Annotated in this window: 22 protein-coding genes, 1 tRNA gene and 1 pseudogene; 7 read left to right on the top strand and 17 right to left on the bottom strand. The window is 73.1% G+C overall.

Going from position 1 to position 25,199, the window contains the following annotated elements; all coding sequences use genetic code 11:
- Positions 1-14: 14 nt before the first annotated feature.
- The 3 genes from ACQPZO_RS02460 to ACQPZO_RS02450 are packed head-to-tail and all read right to left on the bottom strand — an operon-like array spanning position 15 to position 2,203.
- Entirely contained in the window at positions 15-1,118 is a 1,104-nt protein-coding gene (locus ACQPZO_RS02460) for a glycosyltransferase family 9 protein (RefSeq protein WP_433346614.1), read from the bottom strand.
- Between the two features lie 6 nt (positions 1,119-1,124).
- A complete protein-coding gene (locus ACQPZO_RS02455) occupies positions 1,125-1,700 on the bottom strand; it encodes an Hsp20/alpha crystallin family protein (RefSeq protein WP_433346612.1) in 576 nt (191 codons plus the stop codon).
- Entirely contained in the window at positions 1,697-2,203 is a 507-nt protein-coding gene (locus ACQPZO_RS02450; RefSeq protein ID WP_433346610.1) for a DUF2231 domain-containing protein, read from the bottom strand. The genes ACQPZO_RS02455 and ACQPZO_RS02450 overlap by 4 nt, the downstream gene beginning before the upstream one ends.
- A 165-nt stretch (positions 2,204-2,368) precedes the next feature.
- Between ACQPZO_RS02450 and ACQPZO_RS02445 the strand changes: the two genes are divergently transcribed.
- Positions 2,369-2,986, top strand: coding sequence for a pyridoxamine 5'-phosphate oxidase family protein (locus tag ACQPZO_RS02445; protein WP_433346608.1), 618 nt, complete (start codon positions 2,369-2,371; stop codon positions 2,984-2,986).
- A gap of 142 nt (positions 2,987-3,128) precedes the next feature.
- A complete protein-coding gene (locus tag ACQPZO_RS02440) occupies positions 3,129-3,614 on the top strand; it encodes an N-acetyltransferase family protein (protein ID WP_433346606.1) in 486 nt (161 codons plus the stop codon).
- 1 nt (position 3,615) lies between these two features.
- On the opposite strand, the gene ACQPZO_RS02435 is transcribed toward ACQPZO_RS02440, so the two are convergent.
- Positions 3,616-4,152, bottom strand: coding sequence for a DUF4240 domain-containing protein (locus ACQPZO_RS02435; protein WP_433350744.1), 537 nt, complete (start codon positions 4,150-4,152; stop codon positions 3,616-3,618).
- A gap of 179 nt (positions 4,153-4,331) precedes the next feature.
- Here ACQPZO_RS02435 and ACQPZO_RS02430 point away from each other — a divergent pair.
- Positions 4,332-4,781 (top strand): annotated as a pseudogene (locus ACQPZO_RS02430) (SRPBCC family protein); the annotation flags it as partial.
- 371 nt (positions 4,782-5,152) lie between these two features.
- Here the strand turns inward: ACQPZO_RS02430 and ACQPZO_RS02425 are convergent.
- A complete protein-coding gene (locus tag ACQPZO_RS02425; RefSeq protein WP_433346604.1) occupies positions 5,153-5,407 on the bottom strand; it encodes a hypothetical protein in 255 nt (84 codons plus the stop codon).
- Between the two features lie 91 nt (positions 5,408-5,498).
- Entirely contained in the window at positions 5,499-6,368 is an 870-nt protein-coding gene (locus tag ACQPZO_RS02420) for a hypothetical protein (protein ID WP_433346602.1), read from the bottom strand.
- 497 nt (positions 6,369-6,865) lie between these two features.
- Between ACQPZO_RS02420 and ACQPZO_RS02415 the strand changes: the two genes are divergently transcribed.
- Entirely contained in the window at positions 6,866-7,420 is a 555-nt protein-coding gene (locus ACQPZO_RS02415; protein ID WP_433346600.1) for a hypothetical protein, read from the top strand.
- A 499-nt stretch (positions 7,421-7,919) separates the two neighbouring features.
- On the opposite strand, the gene ACQPZO_RS02410 is transcribed toward ACQPZO_RS02415, so the two are convergent.
- Positions 7,920-7,993 (bottom strand) — tRNA-Thr (locus ACQPZO_RS02410).
- Positions 7,994-8,130: 137 nt separating this feature from the next.
- Between ACQPZO_RS02410 and ACQPZO_RS02405 the strand changes: the two genes are divergently transcribed.
- On the top strand, positions 8,131-9,885 hold the full coding sequence (locus tag ACQPZO_RS02405; protein WP_433346598.1) for a metallophosphoesterase family protein: 1,755 nt from the start codon (positions 8,131-8,133) through the stop codon (positions 9,883-9,885).
- 6 nt (positions 9,886-9,891) lie between these two features.
- On the opposite strand, the gene ACQPZO_RS02400 is transcribed toward ACQPZO_RS02405, so the two are convergent.
- The 6 genes from ACQPZO_RS02400 to tmk form a co-directional block, all read right to left on the bottom strand.
- Entirely contained in the window at positions 9,892-10,728 is an 837-nt protein-coding gene (locus ACQPZO_RS02400) for a PSP1 domain-containing protein (protein WP_433346596.1), read from the bottom strand.
- Between the two features lie 303 nt (positions 10,729-11,031).
- Positions 11,032-11,700, bottom strand: coding sequence for a hypothetical protein (locus ACQPZO_RS02395; protein WP_433346594.1), 669 nt, complete (start codon positions 11,698-11,700; stop codon positions 11,032-11,034).
- Complete coding sequence (locus ACQPZO_RS02390) at positions 11,700-12,005, bottom strand: hypothetical protein (protein WP_433346592.1); 306 nt, start codon at positions 12,003-12,005, stop codon at positions 11,700-11,702. Before ACQPZO_RS02390 ends, ACQPZO_RS02395 begins: the two co-directional genes overlap by 1 nt.
- A 1-nt stretch (position 12,006) precedes the next feature.
- A complete protein-coding gene (locus ACQPZO_RS02385; protein WP_396671495.1) occupies positions 12,007-12,336 on the bottom strand; it encodes a YbaB/EbfC family nucleoid-associated protein in 330 nt (109 codons plus the stop codon).
- 124 nt (positions 12,337-12,460) lie between these two features.
- Positions 12,461-13,753: a DNA polymerase III subunit delta' gene (locus tag ACQPZO_RS02380; protein WP_433346590.1), complete on the bottom strand. Its 1,293-nt coding sequence runs from the start codon at positions 13,751-13,753 to the stop codon at positions 12,461-12,463.
- On the bottom strand, positions 13,753-16,035 hold the full coding sequence (gene tmk / locus ACQPZO_RS02375; RefSeq protein WP_433350742.1) for a dTMP kinase: 2,283 nt from the start codon (positions 16,033-16,035) through the stop codon (positions 13,753-13,755). Before tmk ends, ACQPZO_RS02380 begins: the two co-directional genes overlap by 1 nt.
- Positions 16,036-16,182: 147 nt before the next feature.
- Between tmk and ACQPZO_RS02370 the strand changes: the two genes are divergently transcribed.
- Positions 16,183-17,391, top strand: coding sequence for an amino acid deaminase/aldolase (locus ACQPZO_RS02370; RefSeq protein WP_433346588.1), 1,209 nt, complete (start codon positions 16,183-16,185; stop codon positions 17,389-17,391).
- A 45-nt stretch (positions 17,392-17,436) separates the two neighbouring features.
- Here the strand turns inward: ACQPZO_RS02370 and ACQPZO_RS02365 are convergent, their stop codons facing one another.
- Positions 17,437-18,027: a TetR family transcriptional regulator gene (locus ACQPZO_RS02365; protein ID WP_433350740.1), complete on the bottom strand. Its 591-nt coding sequence runs from the start codon at positions 18,025-18,027 to the stop codon at positions 17,437-17,439.
- Between the two features lie 223 nt (positions 18,028-18,250).
- On the opposite strand from ACQPZO_RS02365, the gene ACQPZO_RS02360 reads away from it, so the two are divergent.
- Positions 18,251-19,570 (top strand): D-arabinono-1,4-lactone oxidase, encoded by a 1,320-nt coding sequence (locus ACQPZO_RS02360; RefSeq protein WP_433346587.1) that lies wholly within the window; start codon positions 18,251-18,253, stop codon positions 19,568-19,570.
- A 1,152-nt stretch (positions 19,571-20,722) separates the two neighbouring features.
- Here the strand turns inward: ACQPZO_RS02360 and topA are convergent.
- The 3 genes from topA to ACQPZO_RS02345 form a co-directional block, all read right to left on the bottom strand.
- A complete protein-coding gene (topA, locus tag ACQPZO_RS02355; RefSeq protein WP_433346585.1) occupies positions 20,723-23,545 on the bottom strand; it encodes a type I DNA topoisomerase in 2,823 nt (940 codons plus the stop codon).
- A gap of 395 nt (positions 23,546-23,940) precedes the next feature.
- Positions 23,941-24,573, bottom strand: a complete 633-nt coding sequence (locus tag ACQPZO_RS02350; RefSeq protein ID WP_433346583.1) for a hypothetical protein — start codon at positions 24,571-24,573, stop codon at positions 23,941-23,943.
- Positions 24,564-25,106 (bottom strand): hypothetical protein, encoded by a 543-nt coding sequence (locus tag ACQPZO_RS02345; RefSeq protein ID WP_433346581.1) that lies wholly within the window; start codon positions 25,104-25,106, stop codon positions 24,564-24,566. The genes ACQPZO_RS02350 and ACQPZO_RS02345 overlap by 10 nt, the downstream gene beginning before the upstream one ends.
- Between the last annotated feature and the right edge of the window lie 93 nt (positions 25,107-25,199).

The raw sequence follows: 25,199 nt of genomic DNA, 5'->3' as shown, positions 1-25,199 counted from the left end.
GACGTCGCCCCCACTCACGCCAGCAGTTCGCGGGCGGCCTCGACGACCTCCACGACCGGGACGTCCGTGACGAACGAGTCGCGGTGCGGGCAGTCACCGTCCCCGGGGCGGTGCGGGTAGATCCCCGGGGTGCAGTCGACACCGCAGACCGGGCAGCGCACCGTCCAGGAGGCGATCGGGCGGTGCCGGGCGCGCAGCGGATGCCCGCTGTTGATCAGGTTGCCGACCCAGTAGATCCCGACGGTGGCGGTGCCGACCGCGGCGGCCAGGTGCAGCGGGCCGGTGTCGTTGGACACCAGCAGGGCGCAGCCGGCGTAGCAGGCGGCCAGCCCGCCGAGGCCGAGCGTGCCGACGAGCGGGCGCAGCGGCACCCCGGCCGCCGCGACCACCCGGTCCACCAGCTCGCGCTCGGCGGGAGTACCGGTGACCAGCACCTCGTACCCGTCGCCGGCCAGGACGCGGGCCACCTCGGCGAACCGCTCGGCCGGCCAGCGCCGCCGGGTGTCGGTGGCCCCGGGGTGCAGTGCCACCCGGGGCCTGGTCGCCGGGCCGAGGACCCCGGCGGCCTCGGCCCGGTCGGCGTCGGTGACCGCCAGCGTCGGGACGAGCGTGGTGGCGGGCGCCCCGACCAGGCCGGCCACCTCCAGGTAGCGCAGCACCTCGTGCTGGTAGTAGACGTACCGGGTCCAGCGGTCCAGCGGCGGGGCGTCCTCGGCCCGCAGCCCGGCGGTGACCCGGGCGCCCAGGCCGGCGACGACCGGGTTGGAGTTGCCGCCGCCGCCGTGCAGTTGCAGCGCCAGGTCGAAGCGCTCGGCGCGGGCCGAGGCCAGGAAGTCGCCCATCGACGACTCCGGCTCGCCGGGTTCGGGGGCGCGGATGCCGGGCGCGGGCGGGATCACCAGCACGCGGTCCACCGGGCCGGGCCGGTCGCGCCAGAGCTTCGCGTGCCACGGCGCGCCGACCAGCACGATCTCCGCCCCCGGGTACGCGGCGCGCAGCGCCTCCAGCGTGGGTAGGACGAAGATGAGGTCGCCGAGCGCGTTGGCGCGCAGCGCGACGATCCGCGCGACGTCGGGCACGCGCTCGCCCACCGGGCCGAGTGGGGACGGGGTGACCACGACCCGCTACGGCCGGTCGATCTCGTCGGCGGCCCGGTCCGGGTGGTGAAGTTCCCTCCCGGGGGCCAGGTCCGGGTGGTGAAGTTCCCGGTCGGCGGCCGGGTCGACCGGATGGCCCGTGACCGTGCCGGCGCCCCGGTAGCCGGCGCGGCCGACGGTGATGGTGCGCGGCGCGGGCCGGGCCGCCCTGGGCAGCCGGACCCGGAGCAGCCCGTGGTCCATCACCGCGTCGATCCGGTCGGGGTCCACCCGGGACGGCAGGTCGACCCGGTACTCGAAGCCCCGGGTCTGAAGGCCGCCGGGGATGCCCTGGTCGGCGTTGACCTCGGCCTCGGAACGGGCCCGGACGCACAGCTCCCGGTCGTCCAGCTCGACGGCCACCTCCTCGGGGGCGACGCCGGGCAGCCGGACCATGGCCTCCCAGCCCTCGGCGGTCTCGGTCAGCTCCACCTCGGGCGGGCCGGGCCGGGTGCCGCCGACCAGCCGGCTCAGCTCGGCGCGCAGGGACTGGAGTTCCCCCATCGGGTCCCAGCTCGGCTGCCGGCCGCGCCAGCCCCGGCCGCCTGTGGACTGTTCGCTCATCGCACGTCTCCGATCGAATGGGTGGCCGCCGGTGATCGCAGCGAGCTGGGGGCGTTCAGGTTGGCGTCCCGGTCGACGCCGACGCCGAGCCGGTCGACCAGCTCGCCGCCGAGCCACGCGCTGCCGCCGAGGATGGCCAACGCGACCACCTCGATGGCGATGAGCGCGCCGCCGGCCGCCCGGGAGTCGGCGTTGAGCCGGACGACCCAGACGGCGGCGAAGAGCAGGATGACCGCGACGTTCGCGGCGGCGTGGCTGAGGCCCACCCGCTTCGCGCGGGTGCCGGTGGGGATGGCGAGCAGGTCGAACGCGCCGGCCACCGCCGCCAGCAGCCCGCCGATCAGGCCGACCGTGATGTTCCAGTAGGCCACCTCGCCGAGGAACCGCGGGCCGCCGGCGGTGTCGATGACGTCGAAGATCACCGCGGTGACCAGCAGTCCGACCGGGAACGTGATCAGCATCGGGTGCACGGGGTGCCCGAGCACCTTGAGTCGGCTCTCCACTGGCGGCCTCCGTTGGTGTGTTGCGGGGCGCTGGCCGGCGCGGTATCCGGGACACCGCTGGACAAACCTCCGGCCAGACGCGCCCGGCTAGGCTGGGGCGACAGGTGGCCGGGCACCGGCGCCGCACGCCGCCACCACCGAGGTCAACGGTCGGGGGAGGAAGACGTGACGGTGGAGATCACCTCGCACGAGGAACTGCGCGAGCTGCTGGGGGCGCCGAACGCGCGGGCGGCGGCCAAAGAGCGGACGGCCCTGCACGAGCGGGACCGGCAGTGGCTGGCCGCCTCGCCGTTCTGCCTGGTCGCCACGGCGGGCGCGGACGGCACCTGCGACGTATCGCCGAAGGGCGACCCGCCCGGCTTCGCGCTGGTGCTGGACGACACGACCATCGCCGTCCCCGAGCGGCCGGGCAACCGGCGGGCGGACGGCTACCGCAACATCCTCGACAACCCACACGTCGGCTTGCTCTTCCTGGTCCCCGGCCGGACGGACACGCTGCGGATCAACGGCCGGGCCCGGCTGGTGCGGGACGCGCCGTTCTTCGACGACATGATGGTCAAGGGGCACCGACCGATCCTGGCGATCGTGGTGGAGATCGAGCAGATCTTCTACCACTGCGCCAAGGCGTTCCTCCGCTCCGAGCTGTGGCGGCCGGAGACCTGGCAGCCGGACGCGCTGCCGTCCCGGGCCCGGCTGATCAAGGAGGTCGAGGCCCCGGCCGAGAGCCTGGCCGACCTGGAGCGCCACTACGGCCCGGAGTACGAGAAGAAGATCTACGTCTGACTCCGCCGGCTGCTCTGGGTTCCCCTCTCCCCGGTACGCGGCCTGCGGGAACTCCCCGACCGGCCGGAGCAGCCGACCCGCGCCTGACCGGTGCCGGAATTCGGTCGTGCGCGGGCCTGCGGCGATGCTAGCGTCGGCGGCCGTGCTGATCCGGGAGTTCGCCGAGGCCGACTGGCCGCAGGTGTGGGAGATCGTCGGCGCGGTCGTCCGGGCCGAGGAGACCCTCCCGTACGACCCGACGATGACCGCCGGGCAGGCGTACGACATGTGGGTGGAGCGCCCGCCCGGCGTGACCGTCGTGGCGGTCGAGGGCGACCGGGTCCTCGGCACGGCCAAGATGGGCACCAACCGACCCGGTCCCGGGTCGCACGTCTCCACCGCGAGCTTCATGGTCGCGGCGGACGCCCGGGGGCGCGGGGTGGGCACCGCGCTGTGTCGGCACGCGCTGGGCTGGGCCCACGAGCGCGGGTACGCCGGGATGCAGTTCAACGCGGTGGTCGAGACCAACCGCACGGCGGTGGAGCTGTACCGGCGGCACGGCTTCGAGGTGGTCGGCACGGTGCCGGGAGCATTCGCCCATCCGAGCCTGGGCCGGGTGGGCCTGCACGTGATGTATCGCGCGTTCTGAGCTAGCCGCGCCAGCCCTCCGGGTTGCTGAACGACTCCCGGGAGATGCCCGACCCGGTGCGCGGCCACTCACCGAACAGCTTGTCGTGCAGGTGGGCGAACAGGTAGCAGATGCTCTCGCAGCTGCCGTCCAGGACGGCCAGGGCGGGGTTGGCGCGCACCGCCTCGTAGAACTCCTGCCCGAGGGCGACGATGTGGCCCCGGCAGTAGAGGAAGCCGTCGTCGGAGCCGTCGGTCACCGCGTGGATGTCGGCGCGGTCGATGTCGTGCAGCTTGCGCTCCAGCACCCGGTCGAGGGCGGTCAGCTCCTCGCTGGACAGCTCGGCGCCGAGGGAGCGGAGGTTGTCCAGGAACGGGGCGAACGAGGCGTCCAGTGCGTACACGGAGACGTCGTCGACGTCCGGATCGCGCTCGACGAGGGCGCGGCGCAGCGCCCGGACCTCGGGGCCCAACGGCTCCCACGCGGACTCCACCAGGGCCCAGAACCGGGCCTCGTCGCCGGCGCTCGGCAGCAGCTTCACGGGATTGTCTGAAGGCATGGTCACGGACGGGATGCTAGCCAGCCCGACCGACACGTTCCGCCGCCGGCCGACGGCGGAGATGACGGCCATCCCGGACGGACGTGGTTGAGACGACCGGCCTCGGGTACGGATTCGGTGGACGCGAGCACGTTTCCGGCGCGCGAGAGCGCGGAAGACCACAACCCGAAGGAGTGTCGATGACCACCAGGGTCGAGAAGTCCGTCGAGGTGAACGTCCCGATCCGCACCGCGTACAACCAGTGGACGCAGTTCGAGGAGTTCCCCATGTTCATGGGCGGTGTCAGGGAGGTGCGCCAGCTCGACGACAGGCGCATGCACTGGGTCGCCGAGATCGCCGGCGTCCAGCGCGAGTGGGACGCGAAGGTGCTGGAGCAGGTGCCGGACCGCAAGGTCGCCTGGGCCGCCACCGAGGGCTTCACCAACGCCGGTGCCGTCCACTTCCAGCCGGTCGACACGAATCGCACGATGGTCCGGCTGTTCCTCGAGTACGAGCCGGAGGGCTTCGTCGAGAAGACCGGCGAACGGCTGCACCTCGTCGAGCGACAGGCCGAGTCCGACCTGGAGAGGTTCAAGACGTACATCGAGAGCCGAGGCGTCGAGACCGGCGGCTGGCGCGGCACGATCGACGAGGGTCGCCGACTCGGCACGCCCGGCGTCGAGTACGCCGCCGGCACCCGGGGCGACAGCGGCAGGGTCGACGGGTCCGCCCGGGACACCGACGCCGGTGCGACTGCGCCGACCACCACCCCGTACCCGACCGGCGCCGGTGCGACTGCGCCGGCCACCACCGCGTACCCGATCGACGCCGACCCCGACGGCGCCCGCCGGCCGCTCTGACCGGCTCCCACACGACGCAGGCCCGGGTCCGTGCGACCCGGGCCCGTCACGCCGAGGGGCCCGGAGCGTGGTCAGGCCGAGGGAGCCCGGCGGGCGCGGCGGCGCACAGACCGCCGGCCCGCCGCCCCGGGAGTGCTGGCCGGAACGGTCTGGGCAGCGCTCTACCGGCGGCTCTCCAGCAGCCGGGCCACGGTGGCCGGCGAGTAGACCCGGCCCCGGGCGATCGCCGCCACCACCAGCGGGGCGAGTACGGCGACCAGGCCGAGGACGGCGGTCTGCTGGTTCGCGGACAGCGGAAGGCCGAAGGCGACCAGCAGGCTGATCACGGCCGTCCCGGCGGCGGTGATCCCGCCGACGGTGAGCAACGGCTCGGTCGCGGTCGAGGTGGGGATGGGCACGGGGGTGGGGGCGGACATGCGGGCCTCCTCTGTTGATCGGTCACTCGGTCACGCAGGCGGCGATGCGCCGCGTGTCGTCGGTGGTGAAAGTCGACAGGTCCACCTGCCGTCAGGTGGACAGCCTGGCGGTCAACACGTCGACGACCTGCTGGGCGATGTCCGCCGGCACCGCCGCCGCGATGGCCTCCGGGGTCAACCCCGCTGTCTTCAATGCCTCGGAGAGCCGCTGCGGTGACAGCCCGGCGAGCACCCCGGCGATGATCGCCGGCTCGTCGACCAGGTCGGCGCCGACCTTGGCCGCTGTGCTGCGTGTGGTGCTCAGCACCTCGTTGAGGACGCCGAGGGTGCTCATGTCCTTGGGGATGCCCCCGCCGGCGTACTGCCATGGGAGCGCCCGTAGCTGCGTCGCGATGCCCTCGTCGGTCAGCGCGGCCTTGAGGTGGCCGAGGAACTCTGCGCGGTCCATGTGATCCTCCAGGATGCCGATGCCGGTCAGATAGCGGCGGAACAGCGGGGTCTGGTCCCGGCCCGCCTTGGTGGAGTCGCGGAAGAAGCTGAAGTGGGTGTGCCACAGGTGGGAGTTGTCGCCGGTGGTGCGCTTGCCGAGCCGGTCCCACCGCCGGACGACCTTGCCGTCCGCGGAGTAGATGATCTCCCTGATGTCCCGCGTGTCGGCCGCGCCGGCCGCGCACTGCTGCACACACCAGACCGAGAACGAGCGCAGGTCGTGGGTGAGGCCGCCCGACCGTACGGTGAAGGAGCCGACGTCCAGGCCGGAGGCGTCCAGGGTCAGCCCCGACTGGTCCCGGGGGGACTCCACGACCGAGTAGTCGTTGGTCACGACCCGGTCGGAGCCGCAGTGGTAACCCCCGCGGTGGGCCGGGTCGCCGACGATGCCGACGGCGGCCGGGTCCAGGTCCTTGAGGCACGACAGCAACAGGGTCCGAACGTTCAGGAGATTCGTCGGGGCCCGGGTCATGGGGCCCTCCTTCCGTGGGGGAAGGCCGAGCACAACGATCACTCCGAGTAAGAATCCGGAGGTGCGGGACGCGCCCGACCAAGGTGCACATCGTCGGGCTGATGAGCCCACTGTAATCAGGCAACAATGCCTCTACCAGCGGAAACGTCCACTCTTCGGATAGTGATAGTTGTCGAAGGGAGCCTTCGCGCGGACGGGCCCGGGCCACGGGAGCCCCAGCACGAACACGAGGAGTCACCGTCTGGCGGCGGGGGCGGGGTCACGTTCACCGGGCGGGGACAACCCGTAGGGCAGGCAGCTCACAGGTCGTCGAGATGACTGCCCACACCATGAGAGCGATGTTCGGCGTCGCCGGCACCGCCACCGGACAGCGGTCGACCCACGGGTCCGGACCGACCGGCGCGTGCTGTCACGATGAACGAGCCTCAAGGTGTCCAATAAGGACGGAGGGGCTCGGGCTCCTCGTCCACTTCCCCCTGCCGTGAGGATCCCCACTGGTGGCTGTACTGGATGTGCACTTCCTCGCTTTACACGAGCCGTATGAGGCACCGGAGCATCCGGTACCGATCAACGCGACCATCGTCCACGCACGGACGCTCCTGCACCCCGCCGTCACGCAACCCGACGGCGCACTGATGTACCGATGCCTGACCGAGTTTCCCGACCGCGAGCCAGGCTGCGTGGTGCCGCTGTCGACCCTGACGTACGAGCTGGACGGGGGCGCGGGCTGGAGCCTCATCGGCGACTGGGCGTCGGTCGTTGACGACATCGTGTGGCTCAGCCGGCAGCGAAAGTGTGACGCGATGCCGCTCGGCCTGCCGCCCCTGGCCGCCACCCTCCTCAGTCACGGACCCGCCACCAAGCACACGGTCCACTACGTCGACGCACCCCCGGAAATCGTCGGCCCGGCCGAGCGACGGCGCGAACTTGCCCAGTTGACCGCAGCCGTCCGCCAATACGTTGCGCGGGGCCCGTTCTGGCCGGGGGACGACCTGGTGAATCCGCCGCGCGAGCCCGCCACCCTGCCGTACAAACCGCACTCACTGAACTGACCGTGACACCCCGTCTCCCTTGGTTCGAGGGAGACGGGGCCGCAGTCGTAGCAAGGGCCGAACACCCGCAGGTCGAAGACGCTGTCCTCTCCCGGGCACCCCTGGGCGGGCGCTGCCGGTGCGGTGCTGGGCCGCTTTCGCGTCAGCCACCAGACAGCCCGCACCGCCGAGCGGATCCTGATGGTCACCGGGCACGCATCCCCGGTGCTGATCCCTGGCGGCCCTCGCGCTCGGGGTCATGGCCCGCTGGTGGCCTCCGGCACGGACATCAGCGTGGTCCCGGAGATCCTCGGGCACACCCAGATTTCGGCGACCCGGATCTAGCAGACGCAGCGGGAGGCGGTCGATCGGGCGGTGTCGGCGCTGATGGACGGCACCCTCGCGGCGCTACTGAAACCGAAGGGTGCAACCCGGAGCCCTGATCACTGATCTTCACGGGCACGAAAAAGGCCCCGCGACCTGGGCATTTCGCCTGGTCACGGGGCCTTTCGGTTACCCGAGCCGCCTGACGGAATCGAACCGTCGACCTACGCATTACGAGTGCGTCGCTCTAGCCGACTGAGCTAAGGCGGCAACGATCATCGAGTGTACGGCACACCAGGGCGGTGGACCCAGTCGGATCCCCTCCGCATCGGCGGGTGCGGACAAGCCGGTCGGGGGATGCCCACACCCGACAGCGCGGCGGCCCCACCGGGACTACGCTGCCCCGGGTGACCGACGATCGCACCCCCGTCGACGGCCAGGACGACGTCGACCGCCCGGACGACGACAGCGCCGACGCCGGGCCGGCGCGTCGGCCGCGCGGCATCGACCCGCTGGAGCTGGGCTTCACCCCGCGCAAGCCGGTGCCCTGGCTCGCGCCGCTCCTGCTGATCAGCACCGGCCTGCGTACGCTGCTGGCGATGCTGTTCGGGGCGTACCTGGACAAACGGGAGTTGCAGAACGCGTTCGGCGACGGCATCTTCCGCCAGGTCGGGCCGGACGGCGGGCTGTGGCTGGACTACGTGGCCGACCTGGGCGACGGCTTCAACGCCACGTACTCCGTCGCGTACCTGCTCGCCCAGCCGGAGCTGGAGGTCGACGGGCACCGGCTGCCCCGGGCGCGGACCCTGGTGATGGGCGGCGACCAGGTCTACCCGTCGGCGTCCTACGCCGCCTACGAGGACCGGTGCAAGGGGCCGTACCAGGCCGCGCTGCCCGTCACGCCGCCCGAGCGCCCCACCCTGTTCGCGGTGCCGGGCAACCACGACTGGTACGACGGGCTGACCGCGTTCCTGCGGCTGTTCGTCCGTTCCCGGGACCGGCACTTCGGCGGCTGGGGAACCGGGCAGTCCCGGTCGTACTTCGCCGTGGAGCTGCCCGCCGACTGGTGGCTGCTCGGCCTCGACGACCAGTCCGGCTCGTACCTGGACGACCCGCAGCTCACCTACTTCGACGCGGTCGCCCGCAAGCTGGGACCGCAGAGCCTGGTGATCATCGCCGTGCCGGCGCCGACCTGGGTCAAGGCCGTCGACCACCCCACGGCGTACGACTCGATCGACTACTTCGTCCGCACCATCGTCGCGCCGACCGGGGCGCGGGTGCGCCTGCTCGTCTCCGGCGACCTGCACCACTACGCCCGGTACGCCGGCCCGGACCGGCAACTGATCACCTGCGGCAGCGGCGGGGCCTACCTGTACCCCACCCACCACCTGCCCGAGCGGATCGAGGTGCCGCCGCGCGACACCCTGGCCCGGCGGGCCAGCCGCACCCGCGCGTACGACCTGGTGGCCCGCTACCCCGACCGGGTCCGCTCCCGGCGGTACGGCTGGGGGGTCTTCGGCCGGCTGCCGCTGCGCAACCCGGGCTTCAGCACGCTGCTCGGCACCCTGCACACGCTGCTCATGCTGGCCATGGCCGGGGTGGCGGCGAACCGGGCCGGCGGCACCGAGCAGCGGCTGTTCAGCGTCCCGCTGGTGGCGATGCTGGTGGTGACGATGCTCGGGGCGGCGGTCTTCGCGAAGCCGCCCAGCGCGGGCGGGAAGCGGCACGTACGGCACTGGCTGCTCGGGGTGGGGCACGGGCTGACCCACGTGGCGCTGGCCGCCGCCGGCACCTGGGCCTGGTTGGCGCTGCCCTTCTACCACTGGTCCTGGCCGCTGCCGGCCGCCGCCGCCGCGGTGGTCTACGGGCCGGTGATCGGATTCCTGGCCGCCGAGCTGGTGGCGGCGTACCTGCTGGTCGCGGGCGCGTACGGGGTGAACCTGAACGAGCTCTTCGCCGGCCAGGGCATCGAGGACTCCAAGGCGTTCCTACGGATGCGCATCGACCCGGACGGCACGCTGACCATCTACCCGATCGCCGTGGACCGAGTCGCCCGCGACTGGAAACTGAACCCCGACGCCTCCCCCACAGCCTCCTGGCTGGCCCCCAGATCCCCCCTCACTCCCCACCTGGCCGAACCCCCGATAACCCTCCGTCCCTGACCCGGGTTATGGGGTGTTGTGCTGGTCGTGGGCCTGGCGGGGGGCGCAGACCGACGCCCGGCTGCACGAGAAGCGGGAGCCGTCGGCGTCCAGGCGGACGGTGACCGAGTCGCGGGGGACGCTGTGGCCCACCACCCGGCCGTCGCCCTCGGGGGTGCTCACCCGGCTGCCGGCGGGCGGCGCGGACTCCTGGAACCGCTGGTAGAGCGGATGCTCGTACTTCAGGCAGCACATCAGCCGGCCGCAGGCGCCGGAGATCCGCAGCGGGTTCAGCGGCAGGTCCTGGTCCTTGGCCATCCGGATGGTGACCGGCTCGAAGTCGGTGAGGAAGGTGGCGCAGCACAGGTCCCGGCCGCAGGAGCCGATGCCGCCCTGCACCCGGGCGGAGTCCCGGGCGGAGAGCTGGCGCAGCTCGACCCGGCAGTGCAGGGTCGCCCCGAGGTCGCGGACCAGGGAGCGGAAGTCGACCCGGTGCGGGGCGGTGAAGTAGATCGTGGTGCGGTCGCCGCCGCCGTCGGCGCCGAGGACGTGGTCGACGGCAACCACCTTCATCGGCAGGCCGTGCTCGCGGATCAGCCGCTTCGCGGCCACCTTCGCCTCGGCCTTGCGCCGCCGCAGCAGCTCGTCGCGGCGCAGGTCGTCGTCCCCGGCGAGCCCGGCCAGCTTGGGGAAGGCGTCGGTGTCCTCCCCGACCCACTGCGCGGCCCAGACGCACTCCCCAACCTCGGGACCGTCGTCGGTGGGCACCAGCACCCGGTCGCCGACCTGCGGGCGGAACTCGCCCGGGTCGAGGTAGTAGAGCCGCCCGTACCGGTTGAAGCTGACCGCGCAGAGCATGCCCATGCCCTCACCCTACGACGGGGGAACCGCCACCACCCACCCCGCCGGTCGCGATCCGGTCACTCGACGCAGCCATTCATGGCCGTCGAATCGTCCGGCCCGGTCGGCCCGTCGTCCCGATACGCCTGCCCGGACGGCTGATTCCGCGCCCTGCCGGACGACAAACGCCGGCCGGGGGCGTTGAGTGGAGGGAGACCTGCGGGGGGTGCAGGGGGAGGCCACGGCGTCGCCGCCGCAAGCCGGGTCACACCGGTGCCGCTGGCGCGACGCCGTGGCCGCGCAGCATCGGCAGCGAGCGCGCGCGGGTCAGCGGCCGACCCGGGTGGCGGTGTCGTAGCGGGTCGGGCCGCCCGCAGGCCCGTGCCAGGTCGTCTCCGCCAGGCTCGGCGACCACTGGCGCAGCAGCGTCTCCGCGCCGTCGTAGGCCACCCCCAACGCCGAAAGCACCCGGTACGCGACGTCGGCCGCCGCGAGCGGCCCCACGGCGTCAGCCTCGGCCCCCGGCTCGGCGGCGGCGCGGACCCGGACCGCCTCGGCAGAGCCGAGCACGTCGGCCAGGGCCCGGGCCAGCGCGAGCCGGCTGCCCTCCACCCAGTCGGCGAGGGCGTCCGCGTACCCGGCCGTCGCCTCCAGCCGACCCACCAGGCTCTCCGGGCCCTCGTCGAGGTGGCGTAGCAGGGTGGAGCGCGCCTGGTCGTACGCGGATGCGGCCGGCCCGGACCAGGCAACAGGGTCGGTGAGGGTGTGACAGACCTCGTCGTATCCCCGGACGAGCGCGCGCACCGCGTGGCCGGCGTCGGCCAGCGGCGCCGGATGCAGTTCGAGGAAGCTCCGCACCGCCTCGCCCGGGAGCACCTGCATCCGCCGCAGCAGCGGCCAGAGCCGGTGCCCGTCGGGGGCCCCGCCCGCGAGCAGCGTGTCGACCCGGCCGAGCAGGTCGAGGCCCGGCTCGGCGAGGCGGTCCAGGGCGTCCATCAGAACTCCCGGCGCAGCCGGCGTCGGGCCGTGTCGTCGACGCCCGTGTACCGGTCGGCGGCGCCCCGGACGGCGGACGCGGCGGCGGACAGCCGGCTCGCGGCGACGGTCGCCTCCCGGGCCCGGTCGCCGGTCGCCTCGGTCCACCGCTGGTGCAGCGCCCGGCCGATCTCGCCGGGCCGGCCCGGGACGTGCGTGCCGAACGCCGGGTGCGGCGGGTCGGCGGCGGTCACCGCGCGGGCCAGGACGTCGAGGGTGGCGCTCGCCTCGTCCAGTCGGGCGGCGAGGGCGCGCAGTTCGTCCATCTCAGGCCCCCGCCAGCGGTCGGTACGCGGCGAACGTCTCGTTGTGCAGCTTCTCCCGGGCCCACTGGGCGGCGTCGGCGGCGGCGCTCACCGCGGCCCGCACCGAGCCGGCCACGTCCCGGGGATGGCGGCTGTGCAGCGGGCCGAGGAACCGCACGTCGGTGATCCGGCCGCCGGCGGTGACCACCACCTCGACCAGCCCGTCCGGGGAACGCACGGTGACTTCCACGGTCGCTACCGCCTGGTCGAACTCGGCCTGCAACGACTCGATGCGGCGGTAGCGCCGCACCGCCTCCTCGATCCAGGCCTCGTCGATCTCCCCCCGAGGCATCGCGGACTCCTCCCGGCAGTGCACTCACTGAGTGTGCCGCCACCGTCACCGCGGCATACGGGACCGTACCGCACACCAATCGCGCCTGTCGATGACCTGTGGACCGGGCAGGGGTTGGGAGGGGTCAGCCCTTCCAGAGGGTCAGCATCATCGCCTCCACCGCGATCCGTGGCTTGACATTCGCCTCGATGGCGGCCCGGCACTCCACCACGGCCTCCAGCCGGCGCAGCGACCCCTCGGCGTCCCACCGCTGCGCGCCGGCCTCGGCCAAGGCGGCGGTGTCGGTGTGCACCGGGGCGACCGGCGCGCGCAGCGCCGCGGTCAGCGCGTCGCGGTAGAAGCCGGCCAGGTCGACCAGGGCCCGGTCCAGGGCGTCCCGCTGGGCCCGGGTGGCTCGCGACTTCTGCCGCTTCTCCAGTTCCTTGAGCTGACCGGCGGCCCCGCGCATCGCGCCGGCCGCGCCCCGGCCGGTGCCGCCCGCGCCGAGTGCCGTCTGCAACGCGGCCCGCTCGGCGGCGTCGCTCTCCGTCACGGCAGCCTCCGCCTCGGCCTCGGCCGCCTCGATCAGCGCGGACGCCGCGTCGAAGGCGGCGCCCACTCCGGTCAGCCGGCGCGGCACCGCGAGCACCGCGTCGCGCCGGCTGCGGGCCTCCGGGTCGCCGGCGAGCCGCCGGGCCCGGCCCACGTGCCCCTGCGCGGCCGCCGCCGCCCACCGCGCCACGTCCGGGGCGACGCCGTCCCGGCGGACCAGCACCTCGGCCACCGCCTCGGGTGCCGGCTGCCGCAACGGCAGGACCCGGCAGCGCGACCGGATGGTCACCGAGACGTCGTCCGGGTGGGTGGACGGGGCGCAGAGCAGGAAGACCGTGCGTGGCGGCGGCTCCTCGACGGCCTTGAGCAGTGCGTTGCCGGCCGCCTCGGTGAGCCGGTCGGCATCGGAGACGATCACCACCTGCCACCGGCCGCCGGACGGGGTGCTCGCCGCCCGGAGCACCAGGGCGCGCATCTCGCCGACGCCGATGGAGAGCCCTTCGGGCACCACCAGCCGGACATCGGCGTGGGTGCCGGCGAGCGTGGTGTGGCAGCCCTGGCACTCGCCGCAGCCGGTGCCGTGCCGGCACTGGAGGGCTGCGGCGAAGGCGCGGGCGGCCACCGAGCGCCCCGAGCCGGGCGGCCCGGTGAGGATCCACGCGTGGGTCATCCCCGACTCCTGGTCGGCCCCGCCCGCCCCCTCGGTGGCCTCGGCCTCCGCCTCGGCGGCCAGTGCGTCGGCGTCGTCGGGGTCGACCGGGCCGGCGGTGGCCGCCGCGTGGGCGGCTGCGGCCCCGCGCAGCACGGCCGCGGCGGACGCGGCGGCCCGACGCAGCGTTTCGACGACGTCGTCCTGCCCGACCAGGTCGGCGAAGACGTCGGGCATCAGGTCCGGCGCTCCATCGTCACCAGCTCCGTGTCGGATAACTCCGGCTGCACCGAGGTGTCCGGCCCCTGGGCGGGACGGGGGTGCACGATGCCGGCCGGGTCGACGAGGAACTCCCCCACCCGCCGGGCCACCAGCTCGGCGGTCTCCCCGACCGGGCGGGACGCGTCGAGCACCAGGTACCGCTTCGGGTCGCTCGCCGCAAGGTCGAGGAAGGCGTACCGGACCCGCTCGTGGAAGGCGACGGACTCGGCCTCCAGCCGGTCGATCCCGGCGCTGCGCGACGCGACCCGGGACAGGCCGGTCTGCGGTTCGACGTCGAGCAGCACCACCAGGTCGGGCTTGAGCCCACCGGTGGCCCAGGAGGAGAGCCAGGAGACCTCGTCGACGGGCAGCGTCCGCCCGGCCCCCTGGTACGCCAGCGACGAGTCGACGTACCGGTCGCTGATCACCACCGCGCCCCGGACGAGCGCCGGCCGGACCACGGTGGCGACGTGGTGCGCCCGGTCCGCGGCGTAGAGCAGCGCCTCGGCGCGCGGCGACGGGGCCTCGACGGTGGTGCCGAGCAGCAGCGAGCGGATCCGCTCGCCGACTTCGGTGGCGCCCGGTTCCCGGGTGACCACCACCTCCCGGCCCTGCCCGCGCAGCCGCTCGGCGAGCGTGGCGAGCTGGGTCGACTTGCCGGCGCCCTCGCCGCCCTCGAAGACCACGAAGAGCCCGCTGGAGACGAACTTCTCGGCCGGCATCAGCGGGCGACCCCGGATCGACCCCCACAGGTCGGCGAGGACCGGCACGCCCTTCTTGTCGTCCATCTGGCCGAAGGCGCTGATCCCGGCGAAGATGCCGGCGGCGCCCGCGGCGAGCAGCAGCAACCGGGTGGACGAGATGGAGATGCCCAGGTCGGCGATGGTCAGCTTGCGGGAGCCGCCGACGCCGACCAGCAGGCTGCTCAGCGCGATGGCGAGGATCAGCACCAGCCGGGTACCGATCTGCACCACGGCGAAGACCCGGCCGCGCACCTCGTCGGCGACCTCACCACCGAGCAGCGTGGTGCCGGCGAGGAAGGCCATCCCGGCGCCCGCGCCGACCAGGATCGCGCCGAGCACCGCCATGGACAGGTGGATGGCGAACGCGAGCACCAGCACGGACGCGCTGGCCAGCACGATGCTCATCCCGAACCAGCGCCGCCGGGACATGTCCCGGACGATCATCGGGCCGAGCCCGATGCCCACGGCGAGGCCGACGAACATCGCGCCGAAGAGCAGGTAGAAGGCGGCGTCACCGGCGCCGAGCGAGGCGGCGAAGAACTTCGCCGTGCCGATCACGATCCCACCGCCGGCGAACGCGCCGAAGATGCCGAGCACCAGGCCGCGCACCAGCGGGGTCTGCCCGATGTACTTCCAGCCCTCGGTGAACTGGTGCCGCATGCCCTGTTCGGTGCGCTCCGCCTCGCTGGCCTGTGTCTGGCTGATCTCCTTGATCCCGAACGCGACCACCAGCGCGGTGGCCAGGCGGGAGAACGCGTTGAACCAGAGTGCGATCTGGGCCGGCTCGGACCAGGACGGGATCTCGCCGCCGGTCACGCCCCGGATGCTCCGGTCGAGCACGGCCAGGCCGAGCGCTGCGGCGATCGGGGTGAGGCCGTACGTGGTGATCAGGGTGAGCTGGTTGGCCGCCTCCAGCCGGGCGCGCGGGATGAGGTTGGGAACCGCGGCCTCCTTGGCCGGGATCCAGAGCAGGGTGATCGTCTCGATCAGGAAGGTGGCGACCGCCGCCCAGCCGACCACCAGGCCGCCGCTGGCCCCGGTGAGCGCGAACAGCGGGATGGAGGCGAAGAGCAGGAAGCGCAGCACGTCGCAGATGACCATCGTCCAGCGCCGGTCGAACCGGTCGGCGAGGACGCCGGCCACCGGGCCGAGTAGCAACGCGGGCAGCAGCCGGATCGCGATCAGGGTGCCGAACGCGGCGCCCTGCGCGGTGCTGCCCGAGACCTGGGCGGCGGCGAAGACGGAGGTGGCGAGCAGACCGAGCCAGTCGCCGAAGGAGGCGGCACCGAGCACGATCCAGAGCCGGCGGAACGGCCGGATGCGCAGCACGGAGCGGATCGCGGCGGCCCCGGACCGGTCGGCGGCCTGGGCCGTGGCCGCGCCGCCGGACCGGCCCCCGGTCTCGTCGGTGTCGGCACCGTCGGGCCGGTCGCCGGAGGGCGACACGCCGGGCGACTCGCCGTTGTTCTGGCTTTCGATGGCCGTACCTCCACGTGCCGGCCCAACGCTGGGCAGTCCCGGTGCAACACTCTAGTCCCGGCCGGGGTCCATCCCGTCCGCGACATTGCCTGCTCGCCGAGCCTAGGCCGCCGACACCACCGGCCGCAGCCAGGCATACGCGAGGGTATTTCGCATTGACCGTTTGACAGTTAGCGTGCACACGTGGCCACCGAAAGCGACAAACTTCGCGAGCGCCTGAACCAGGCGACCGCCCACCTCGACCCGCCGTACGCGGTGGTCGACCTGACGGCGTTCGATGCCAATGCCACGGCGCTGCTCCCCCGCGCCGGCGGCAAGCCGATCCGGGTCGCCAGCAAGTCCGTACGTGCCCGTGAGCTGCTCGGCCGGGTGCTGGGCCGGCCCGGCTGGGCGGGGGTGATGGCGTTCACCCTGCCCGAGGCGAGCTGGCTGGTCCGCACCGGCGTGACCGACGACGCGCTGGTGGCGTACCCCACGGCCGACCGGAGGGCGCTCGCCGAACTGGCCGGTGACGAGGAACTGGCCCGGTCCGTCACCCTGATGGTCGACGGCACCGAGCAGCTCGATCTCATCGACGCGGTCCGCCCGCCGGGGCATCGCCCCCCGCTGCGGGTCTGCATCGACCTCGACGCCTCCTGGCGCCCCCTGCGCGGGCGGGTGCACGTCGGGGTGCGCCGCTCCCCGGTGCACAGCGCCCGGGCGGCCGGCGCGCTCGCCGCCGCCGTCGCCGCCCGGCCCGGCTTCCGGCTGGTCGGCCTGATGTCGTACGAGGCGCAGATCGCCGGGCTGGGCGATGCCCCGCCGGGGCGGGCGGCACTGGCCGCCGCGATCCGGCTGGCCCAGCGCGGCTCGTACCGGGAACTGCTGGCCCGCCGGGGCGCGGCGGTGACCGCGGTACGCGAACACGCCGAGCTGGAATTCGTCAACGGCGGCGGCACCGGCAGCGTGGCGGCGACCAGCGCCGACCCCGCGGTCACCGAGGTCACCGCGGGGTCCGGCCTGTACGGGCCGACACTGTTCGACGCGTACCGCGCCTGGCGGCCCACCCCGGCGGCGTTCTTCGCCTGCGCGGTGGTCCGCCGCCCGGCGCCCGGGCTGGCCACGGTGCTCGGCGGCGGCTGGATCGCCTCCGGCCCGGCCGAGGACACCCGCCTGCCCGCCCCCTGGCTGCCGACCGGGCTGAAGCTGCTCGGCGCGGAGGGGGCCGGCGAGGTGCAGACCCCACTGGCCGGCCGGGCGGCAAACGACCTGCGGCTCGGTGACCTGGTCTGGTTCCGACACGCCAAGGCCGGTGAGCTCTGCGAGCACGTCAACGAACTGCACCTGGTCGAGGGGGACCGGGTGGTGGGCAGCGTCCCCACCTACCGGGGGGAGGGCCACGCCTTCCTGTAACCGCCCGAGCGACCCCAGAAGGTAGGGCCGCCCCGGCGGCCGGGATCAGGAGGAGGTGCCGGAAGCTGGAGTGGCGGCGTCGGCCGGGACGATGACGTGCCGGTGCAGGTACTCGCGAATGAGCGCCTTGGCCTCGGCGAGCACCCGCTCGTCGCCCTCGGGGTTGCGCCGGAACGCCAGCTTGATCAGGGCGTCCGAGGCCTCGACGGCGATCTCCAGGCAGAACCGCAGGCGTGGCTCGTCGGTCATCCCGAACCGTTCGGTGAGCACCCGGGCCAACTGGTCGGCGATCACGCCGTTGTTGTCCCGCTGCTCATCGAGCAGGTGCAGGTCGACCACGTCGCCGAAGTGCAGGGTGCGGAACCCGGGGACGGTGCGGTGCATGGTGATGTACTCGTCGATCCCCGCGTCGACGCCGTCCCACCAGTGGCTCAGGTCGTCCGAGGCGAACCGCTCGTCGAGACGCTGGAGGTAGGACTCCATCGTGCGCAGCGTCAGCGCCTGCACGATGGCCCGCTTGTCCGGGAAGAACTGGTAGACCGACCCGATCGCAACCTCGGCGCGCTCGGCGAGCAGGGTAGTGGTCAGCCCCTCGTACCCCACCTCGTCGACGAGTTCGGCACAGGCGTCCAACATTCGCTGGACCCGCGCCACGCTTCGACCCTGGACCGGTACCCGGCGCAGCGGCCCGGTCGTGGCGGCTGGTGTGGACACTCGGCCACCCCCCTTCGACGGATGAACATATCTGCACGTCACGAGTGCGTGACTACCGGTACAACGAGCGGACCTCGATTGCGGTATTTACCAGGCACAACGTTCCTGATATGAAGACAGCTCATATTCACGTCGAGGAGCGCGCATGGCCCGCACCGCACCGCTCACCACCGCCGCCTGGACCAACTGGGCCGGCAACCAGCGCAGCACCGCCACCGCCATCCTCCGCCCTCACACGGTCGCCGACGTCACCGAGGCCGTCCGAGCGGCCGGGGCGGCCGGCGAACGGATCCGGGCGGTCGGCAGCGGTCACTCCTTCACCCCCGTCGCCCGCACCGACGGCCGCCGGATGGAACTGACCGAACTGGACACCAAGATACTGATCGACCGGGATCGACTCCTGGTCACCGTACCGGCCGGGATACCGCTGCACCGACTCAACGCCCTGCTCACCGCCAACGGGCTGGCCATGCCCAACCTCGGCGACATCGACGCGCAGACCATCGCCGGGGCGATCTCCACCGGCACCCACGGCACCGGGGCCGCGTACGGCTGCCTGTCGACCTTCGTCGAGGCGCTCACCCTGGTCACCGGCACCGGCGAAGTGCTGCACTGCTCCGCCGAGCAGCACCCGGACGTGTTCGCCGCCGCCCGGGTCTCCCTCGGCGCCCTCGGGGTGCTGACCGAGGTGACCCTGCGCTGCGTGGACGCCTTCACCCTGCGCGCCCACGAGCGGCCCGCCCCGCTCACCGAGGTGCTGTCCGACCTGCCGGCCCTGATCTCCGCCCACGACCACGTCGAGTTCTACTGGTTCCCGTACACCGACCGGGTACAGGTCAAGGTCAACGACCGGACGCCAACCGACGACCGGCCGCTGCCCGGCTGGCGCGGCTGGCTGGACGACGACTTCCTGTCCAACACGATCTTCGCTGGCGCGTGCCGGCTCGGCCGGGCCGTGCCCGCCCTGGTGCCGACGATCAGCGCGGTCTCCGCCCGGGCGCTCACCGAGCGCACCTACACCGGCCGCTCCGACGCGGTCTTCTGCACCCCGCGCCGAGTCCGGTTCGTGGAGATGGAGTACGGCCTGCCGCGCGCCGCCCTGCCCGAGGCGCTGGACGCGCTGCGCCGGATCGTCGACGGGCTCCCGTTCAAGGTGCTCTTCCCGGTCGAGGTCCGGTTCACCGCCCCGGACGACATCTGGCTGTCGCACGGGTACGGGCGCGAGTCGGCGTACATCGCCGTCCACCAGTACGTCGGGATGCCGTACGAGCCGTACTTCCGGGCCTTCGAGCAGGTCGCCGCCGGCCTGGGTGGCCGCCCGCACTGGGGCAAGTTGCACTGGCGCGACGCGGCGTCGCTGGCCCCTGCGTACCCGAGGTTCGCCGACTTCCAGGCCGTCCGCGCCCGCCTGGACCCGGCGGGCATCTTCAGAACCCCCCACCTGGACACCCTCTTCGGCGCCTGACCCGCCCAGATCTTGGAAGAAAACGGCCCCCGGAAGGGCCGTTTTCTTCCAAGATCTCAACGTTGTTCCGTCAGCCGGGCCAGCCGGCGGCGCGCAGGGCCGCCCGTAGCTGGGCGATGACCTCTTCGGGGCGGGCGCGGACGGCCCAGGACGGGAACCGGAGCACCTGTCCCCGTCGACCCAGAGCGCGTTCTGCCGGCGCATGTCGGCCCACGCCTGACGGGGATCGAGGTGCTGCCCACCATCGATCTCGACGTGCACCTGCCACTGTTCGAAGTAGGCGTCGAGGTAGCGGCGTCGGCCGGTCGAGTCGTATCGGACCAACTGCCGGGTCGGCTCGGGCAGCCCCGCACGACGGACCAGGCCGAGGAAGCCGAGCTCGGCCAGGGAGTGTGCACCGCCGGCCGCATCGATGGCGGTGGCGAGGATCAGCCGTCGGCGGCGCACCCGCGGCAGCCGGTCGAGGACGCGGTGCACCTCATCGCCACCGACCAGACGCTGCTGGAAGCCGGCGGCGATCACCGCCCTGGCCTCCTCGTCGCTGCCGGCCCACCCCGCCGCGTCGACGATCGACCGGGCGGGCATCGTCCGGCGGGGTTGCCCGACGGCCAGCACGTCCTCGTCCGGCAGACAGGTCGTCCGGTGCGCCGACACGCCCTGGGGCAGCGGACCCCGCCGGCAGGTGGCCGGCAGCATCACGTGGATGGGCCGACCGGGGAACCCGCGCAGACCACCCGCCTGGGCTGCGGTCAGCCCACCGAGCACGGCCGTCGGCCCGGCGGCGAGCACCGCGATCCAGCGGAACTGCTCGGCGCTCACCGGGCCGTTGTGGGCGACGTACACGGCCCGGTGCACCTGGCGCCAGCGATGGGTGTCGACCCGGTGCCGAATCGCCTTGCGGGACAGGTGCCGCAGCGCCTGACGGAGGCTGATCACCTCCTCCTGACGGAAGAGCAGCCAGGTCAGCTCGTCGGCGTCGTCACCCGGCAGCGCCCGCCGCCATGCCGCCAACGCCCGCGATTCACGGTTCCCCATCCAACAAACCCTGCCGAACCTGCCACCCTCCCGCTGACCCTGTGGACAACGTTGAGATCTTGGAAGGAAACGGCCCCCGGAGGGGCCGTTTTCTTCCAAGATCTGGGCAGGAGAGCGTCAGTCGGTGGGGGTGGTGGCCTTCTTCGGGGGGGTCTTCTTCGCCGGGGTGGCCTTCTTGGCCGTCGACTTGCTGGCGGTGGACTTCGCGGCCGTGGTCTTCTTGGCGGCCGTGGCCTTCTTCGCGGGAGCCTTCTTCGCGGGGGCCTTCCTTGCCGGGGCCTTCTTCGGCGCCGGGCCCTTTGCGCGCTTCTCGGCGAGCATCTCGGAGGCTTCCTCGATGCTCAGCGCCTCCGGGGTCTGCCCACGCCGCAGGGACGCGTTGAACTCGCCGTCCGTCACGTACGGGCCGAACCGGCCGTCCTTGATGACCAGCGGCTTCTCGGTCAGCGGGTCGACGCCCATCTCCCGCAGCGGGGGCGCGGCGGCCCGGCGCTGACGGGCCTTCGGGGCGGCCAGCAGGGCCAGCGCCTCGTCCAGCGTGACCGTGAACATCTTGTCTTCCGAGTCCAGCGAGCGGAACTCGTCACCCTGCTTGACGTACGGGCCGTAGCGCCCGTTGTTGGCGAACACCTCGACGCCGCCCGGGGCCATCCCGAGCAGCCGGGGCAGGCTGAGCAGCCTCAACGCCTCGGCGAGGGTCAGCGAGTCCGGCGACTGCGAACGCAGCAGGGACGACTTGCGCTCGCCGCTGGCCACGTACGGGCCGTACCGGCCGGACCTGAGCAGGATCGGCTCCCCGGTGGCTGGGTCGTCGCCGAGCTTGCGCTCGCCGCCCCCGCCGAGGAACAGCTCCTGCACCTTCTCCGGGGTCAGCTCGTCCGGGGCCAGCCCCTCGGGGATCGGCGCCCGGTCACCCTGGCCACCGCCGCCCTCCTCGCCCTCCGCCTGCGCCGCCGGCTCGCCGCCGGGCAGTTCCCGCTGGAGGTACGGCCCGTAGCGCCCGACCCGGACGACGACCTCGCGCCCCTCCTCGTCGGCGAAGAGCGGGATCGAGTTGACGCTGCGCGCGTCGATCTCGCTGAGGTTCTCCGTCACCAGCTTCTTCAGCCCGCCCGCGTGGGCGATGGCCCGGTCGCCGGTGCCGTTGGGGCTGCCGAAGTAGAACCCGGTGAGGAAGTCGACGGCCGCGTGGTCGCCGCCGGCGATCTCGTCCAGCTCGTTCTCCATGCTGGCGGTGAAGTCGTAGTCGACCAGCCGCGGGTAGTGCCGCTCCAGCAGGCCGATCACCGCGAACGCCACGAAGGTCGGAATGAGCGCCTGGCCGCGCTTGATCACGTACCCGCGGTCCTGGATCGTCTGCATGATCGACGAGTACGTCGACGGGCGGCCGATGCCCAGCTCTTCCATTGCCTTGACCAGCGACGCCTCGGTGTAGCGCGACGGCGGCTGGGTGTGGTGCCCCTGCGCGGCCAACTCGTCGGCGCTCAGCGGCTGGTCCTTGACCAGGTTCGGCAGCCGGCGCTCGGCGTCCTCGGCCTCGGCGGTCTCGTCGTCGGACGACTCGACGTACGCCCGCAGGAAACCCGGGTCGGTGATGGTCTTGCCGGTCGCGCCGAAGTCGGCCTCCTCCTGCGCGGAGGACACCGCCCGGATGCGCACCGAGACGCTGGAGCCGACCGCGTCGGTCATCTGCGAGGCGATGGTGCGCCGCCAGATCAGCTCGTAGAGCTTGAACTCCTCGCCCGACAGCTCCTTGGCCACCTCGCCCGGGGTGCGGAAGTTGTCCCCCGCCGGCCGGATCGCCTCGTGTGCCTCTTGGGCGTTCTTCACCTTGCCGGTGTACCGGCGCGGCTCCGGCGGCACGCTGCGCTCGCCGTACAACTCGATGATCTGCCGGCGGGCCGCCGTGATGGCGGTCTCCGACAGGTTCACCGAGTCGGTACGCATGTAGGTGATGTAGCCGTTCTCGTAGAGCCGCTGCGCCGTGCGCATCGTCTGCTGGGACGAGAGCCGCAGCTTGCGGGCCGCCTCCTGCTGGAGGGTGGAGGTGATGAACGGCGCGTACGGGCGGCGGCGGTAGGGCTTCTCCTCGACCCGGGTGACCGTGAACGGCCGCCCCTGGAGGCGGGCTGCGAGCCCACGTGCGCCGCCGGAGTCGAGGTGCACCACGCCAGCCCCGGGCTTCACCCGGCCGGTGGTCGGCTCGAAGTCCTTGCCGGTCGCGATCCGGTCGCCGTTCAGCGCCACCAGGGTGGCGTTGAAGGTGCGCGGCCCCTCGCCCGGCTTCGCCACCGCCAGGGTGGCCAGGATGTCCCAGTACTCGGCGGTGCGGAACGCCATCCGCTGCCGCTCCCGCTCGACCACGATCCGGGTCGCCACGGACTGCACCCGGCCCGCCGAGAGCTTCGGCATGACCTTCTTCCACAGCACCGGGGAGACCTCGTAGCCGTACAGGCGGTCGAGGATGCGCCTGGCCTCCTGGGCGTCGACCAGGTCCCGGTCGATCTCGCGCGGGTTGGCCACGGCGGCCTGGATCGCCGGCTTGGTGATCTCGTGGAACACCATCCGCTTGACCGGCACCTTGGGCTTGAGGGTCTCCACCAGGTGCCAGGCGATCGCCTCGCCCTCGCGGTCCTCGTCCGTGGCCAGGAAGATCTCGTCGACCTCCTTGGCCAGCTTCACCAGCTTGCTGATCTGCTGCTTGCGGTCGGGCGAGACCACGTAGAGGGCCTGGAAGCCGTTGTCGACGTCGACGCCGAGGCGGGCCCACGGCTCGCCCTTGTACTTGGCCGGCACGTCGGCGGCGTTGCGGGGCAGGTCGCGGACGTGACCGAAGCTGGCCTCCACGACGTACCCCGGGCCGAGGTAGCCCGAGATCGTCTTGGCCTTCGCCGGTGACTCGACGATGACCAGACGGGTGGTCCTGGCGTTGCTCGGCACGTCTCCTGCGACCTCACTCCTGCTCGTGGCCGGCCGGGTCCGAGGCGCGGACCACCCTCGGTCCGCCGGAACCGCCGGCGGTCCGGATGTCCAACGTAACGCGCCGCCCACGTTTCGGGTTTCGCGGGCGGCCAACCCGCCCACCCGTTTCCCGGACACCGCTGACGGTCTTGCCGGACGGCGCCACCGTACACCGTGTGTAGGGTGCCGAGCGGGCCACTGTGACGATGCCGGCCCGTCGGCCGATCTCACCAGCCCGTTCGCCCGGGAAACCGACGGCCGAACTGTCCCCCATCGGACAGCCGACCACACCTTACGTGCCCGCCCCGACGCCGATCATGGACTTGCGGTGGGCGGCTGAAGCCGATTCGCCGCTTTCGCGGGGCCCGCCGGGGTCAGGGATGGTGGGGCCAGACAAGGGGTGGGGCGGTGGCCGGGGGGTCGCCGATCAGGTCGGCCAGGCGGGCCAGGCGGCGACGGCCGGTGATCCGGTACGCCGGCCCGCCCGCCTCCGCGTCGAGCAGCGCCGCCAGCAGGCCGACGGCGGCCAGGGCGGCGCCGACCGGCTCCCGGCACGCCTCGTCGTGCACGCCGAGGCGGAGCAGGAATCCGGGCGGGTCGGACTTCCCGGCGGCGGCCACCCAGAGCCGAAGCCGCCGGCCGTTGAGGTGGAACCCGGCGGGTGGCTGCTTCACCGGACCGCCGCCGACCGGCGGGTCGCGGAGCCAGGCGAGGGCCAGCGGGGCCAGCGTGCTGGCGTACGAGGTGCGGACCCGGTGCTGCTGGTCAGCGGTCGCCTCCCAGGTCGCGGCGAGCCCGCACCGGGCCAGCTCGGCGACGAGCACGTGCACCCGCCAGGCGGCGTCCACCACGATCGACAGCCGCGCGGTGCCACCCATCCGGACCATCTCCCCCGGACCGGCGAGCAGGCCGGCCAGATCGGCGACGGACGGGTCCGCCGCCTCGGCACCGAACAGGGAGAGCTGCCGGACCGGATCGGGTGGTCGGTCGGGGGACGTCAGCGGCACTCCGGGACCTCGTCGAAGGCCTCTTTGAGTTCCTCGGAGCCGAGCCGGCTGGTGTCCAGGGCGCTGGCGTCGTACTCCTTGTTGAGCGTGTCCACGGCGGCGCGCACGCCGTCGTAGAAGGCGGTGGGATCGCCGGCGCCCAGGCCGCCGATGGTGGCCCGGGCCCGGCCGTACGCGTCGCGCACCTTGCCCAGCGACGCCTGGAAGCCCTGCGAGATCTCCTCGCCGTGGTCGGTCCCCGGGACGCCGGCCTCGTCGATCTTGCGGCGGGCCGTCTCGCTGGCCTGCTCCGCGCCGCCGAAGAGCCGCACCAGGTTCTCCTTCGCCTGTGCCGGGGTGGTCTGCGCGGTCATCTGCTGCTGGGTGCTGCTGGTCAGCTTGTTGATCTCGGCGCGCCACGGGGTGAGCGCCTCGCACACCGACGCCGCCCAGGCCCGGGGGCTGGGGCCGCCGCCGCAGGCGGTCAGCGTCAGGACGAACGTGGCGAGGACCACCATGAGCTTTCCGGCGGTCGCCGCCCGGCACGTGCGCATGCGAAGCAGCGTACGGCCTCCGCGCCGATGTGCCACCGCTCGGTTTGCCGGACTCCGACCGCCGGCCGGCCCTGGCGGGAGCCCGACCGGCTG

The organism is Micromonospora sp. CA-111912 (genome assembly GCF_050948415.1).
In the GTDB taxonomy this organism is placed as follows: domain Bacteria; phylum Actinomycetota; class Actinomycetes; order Mycobacteriales; family Micromonosporaceae; genus Micromonospora.
The sequence above is the reverse complement of the archived record's forward strand: the minus strand, read 5'-3'. Positions and strand labels throughout refer to the sequence as shown.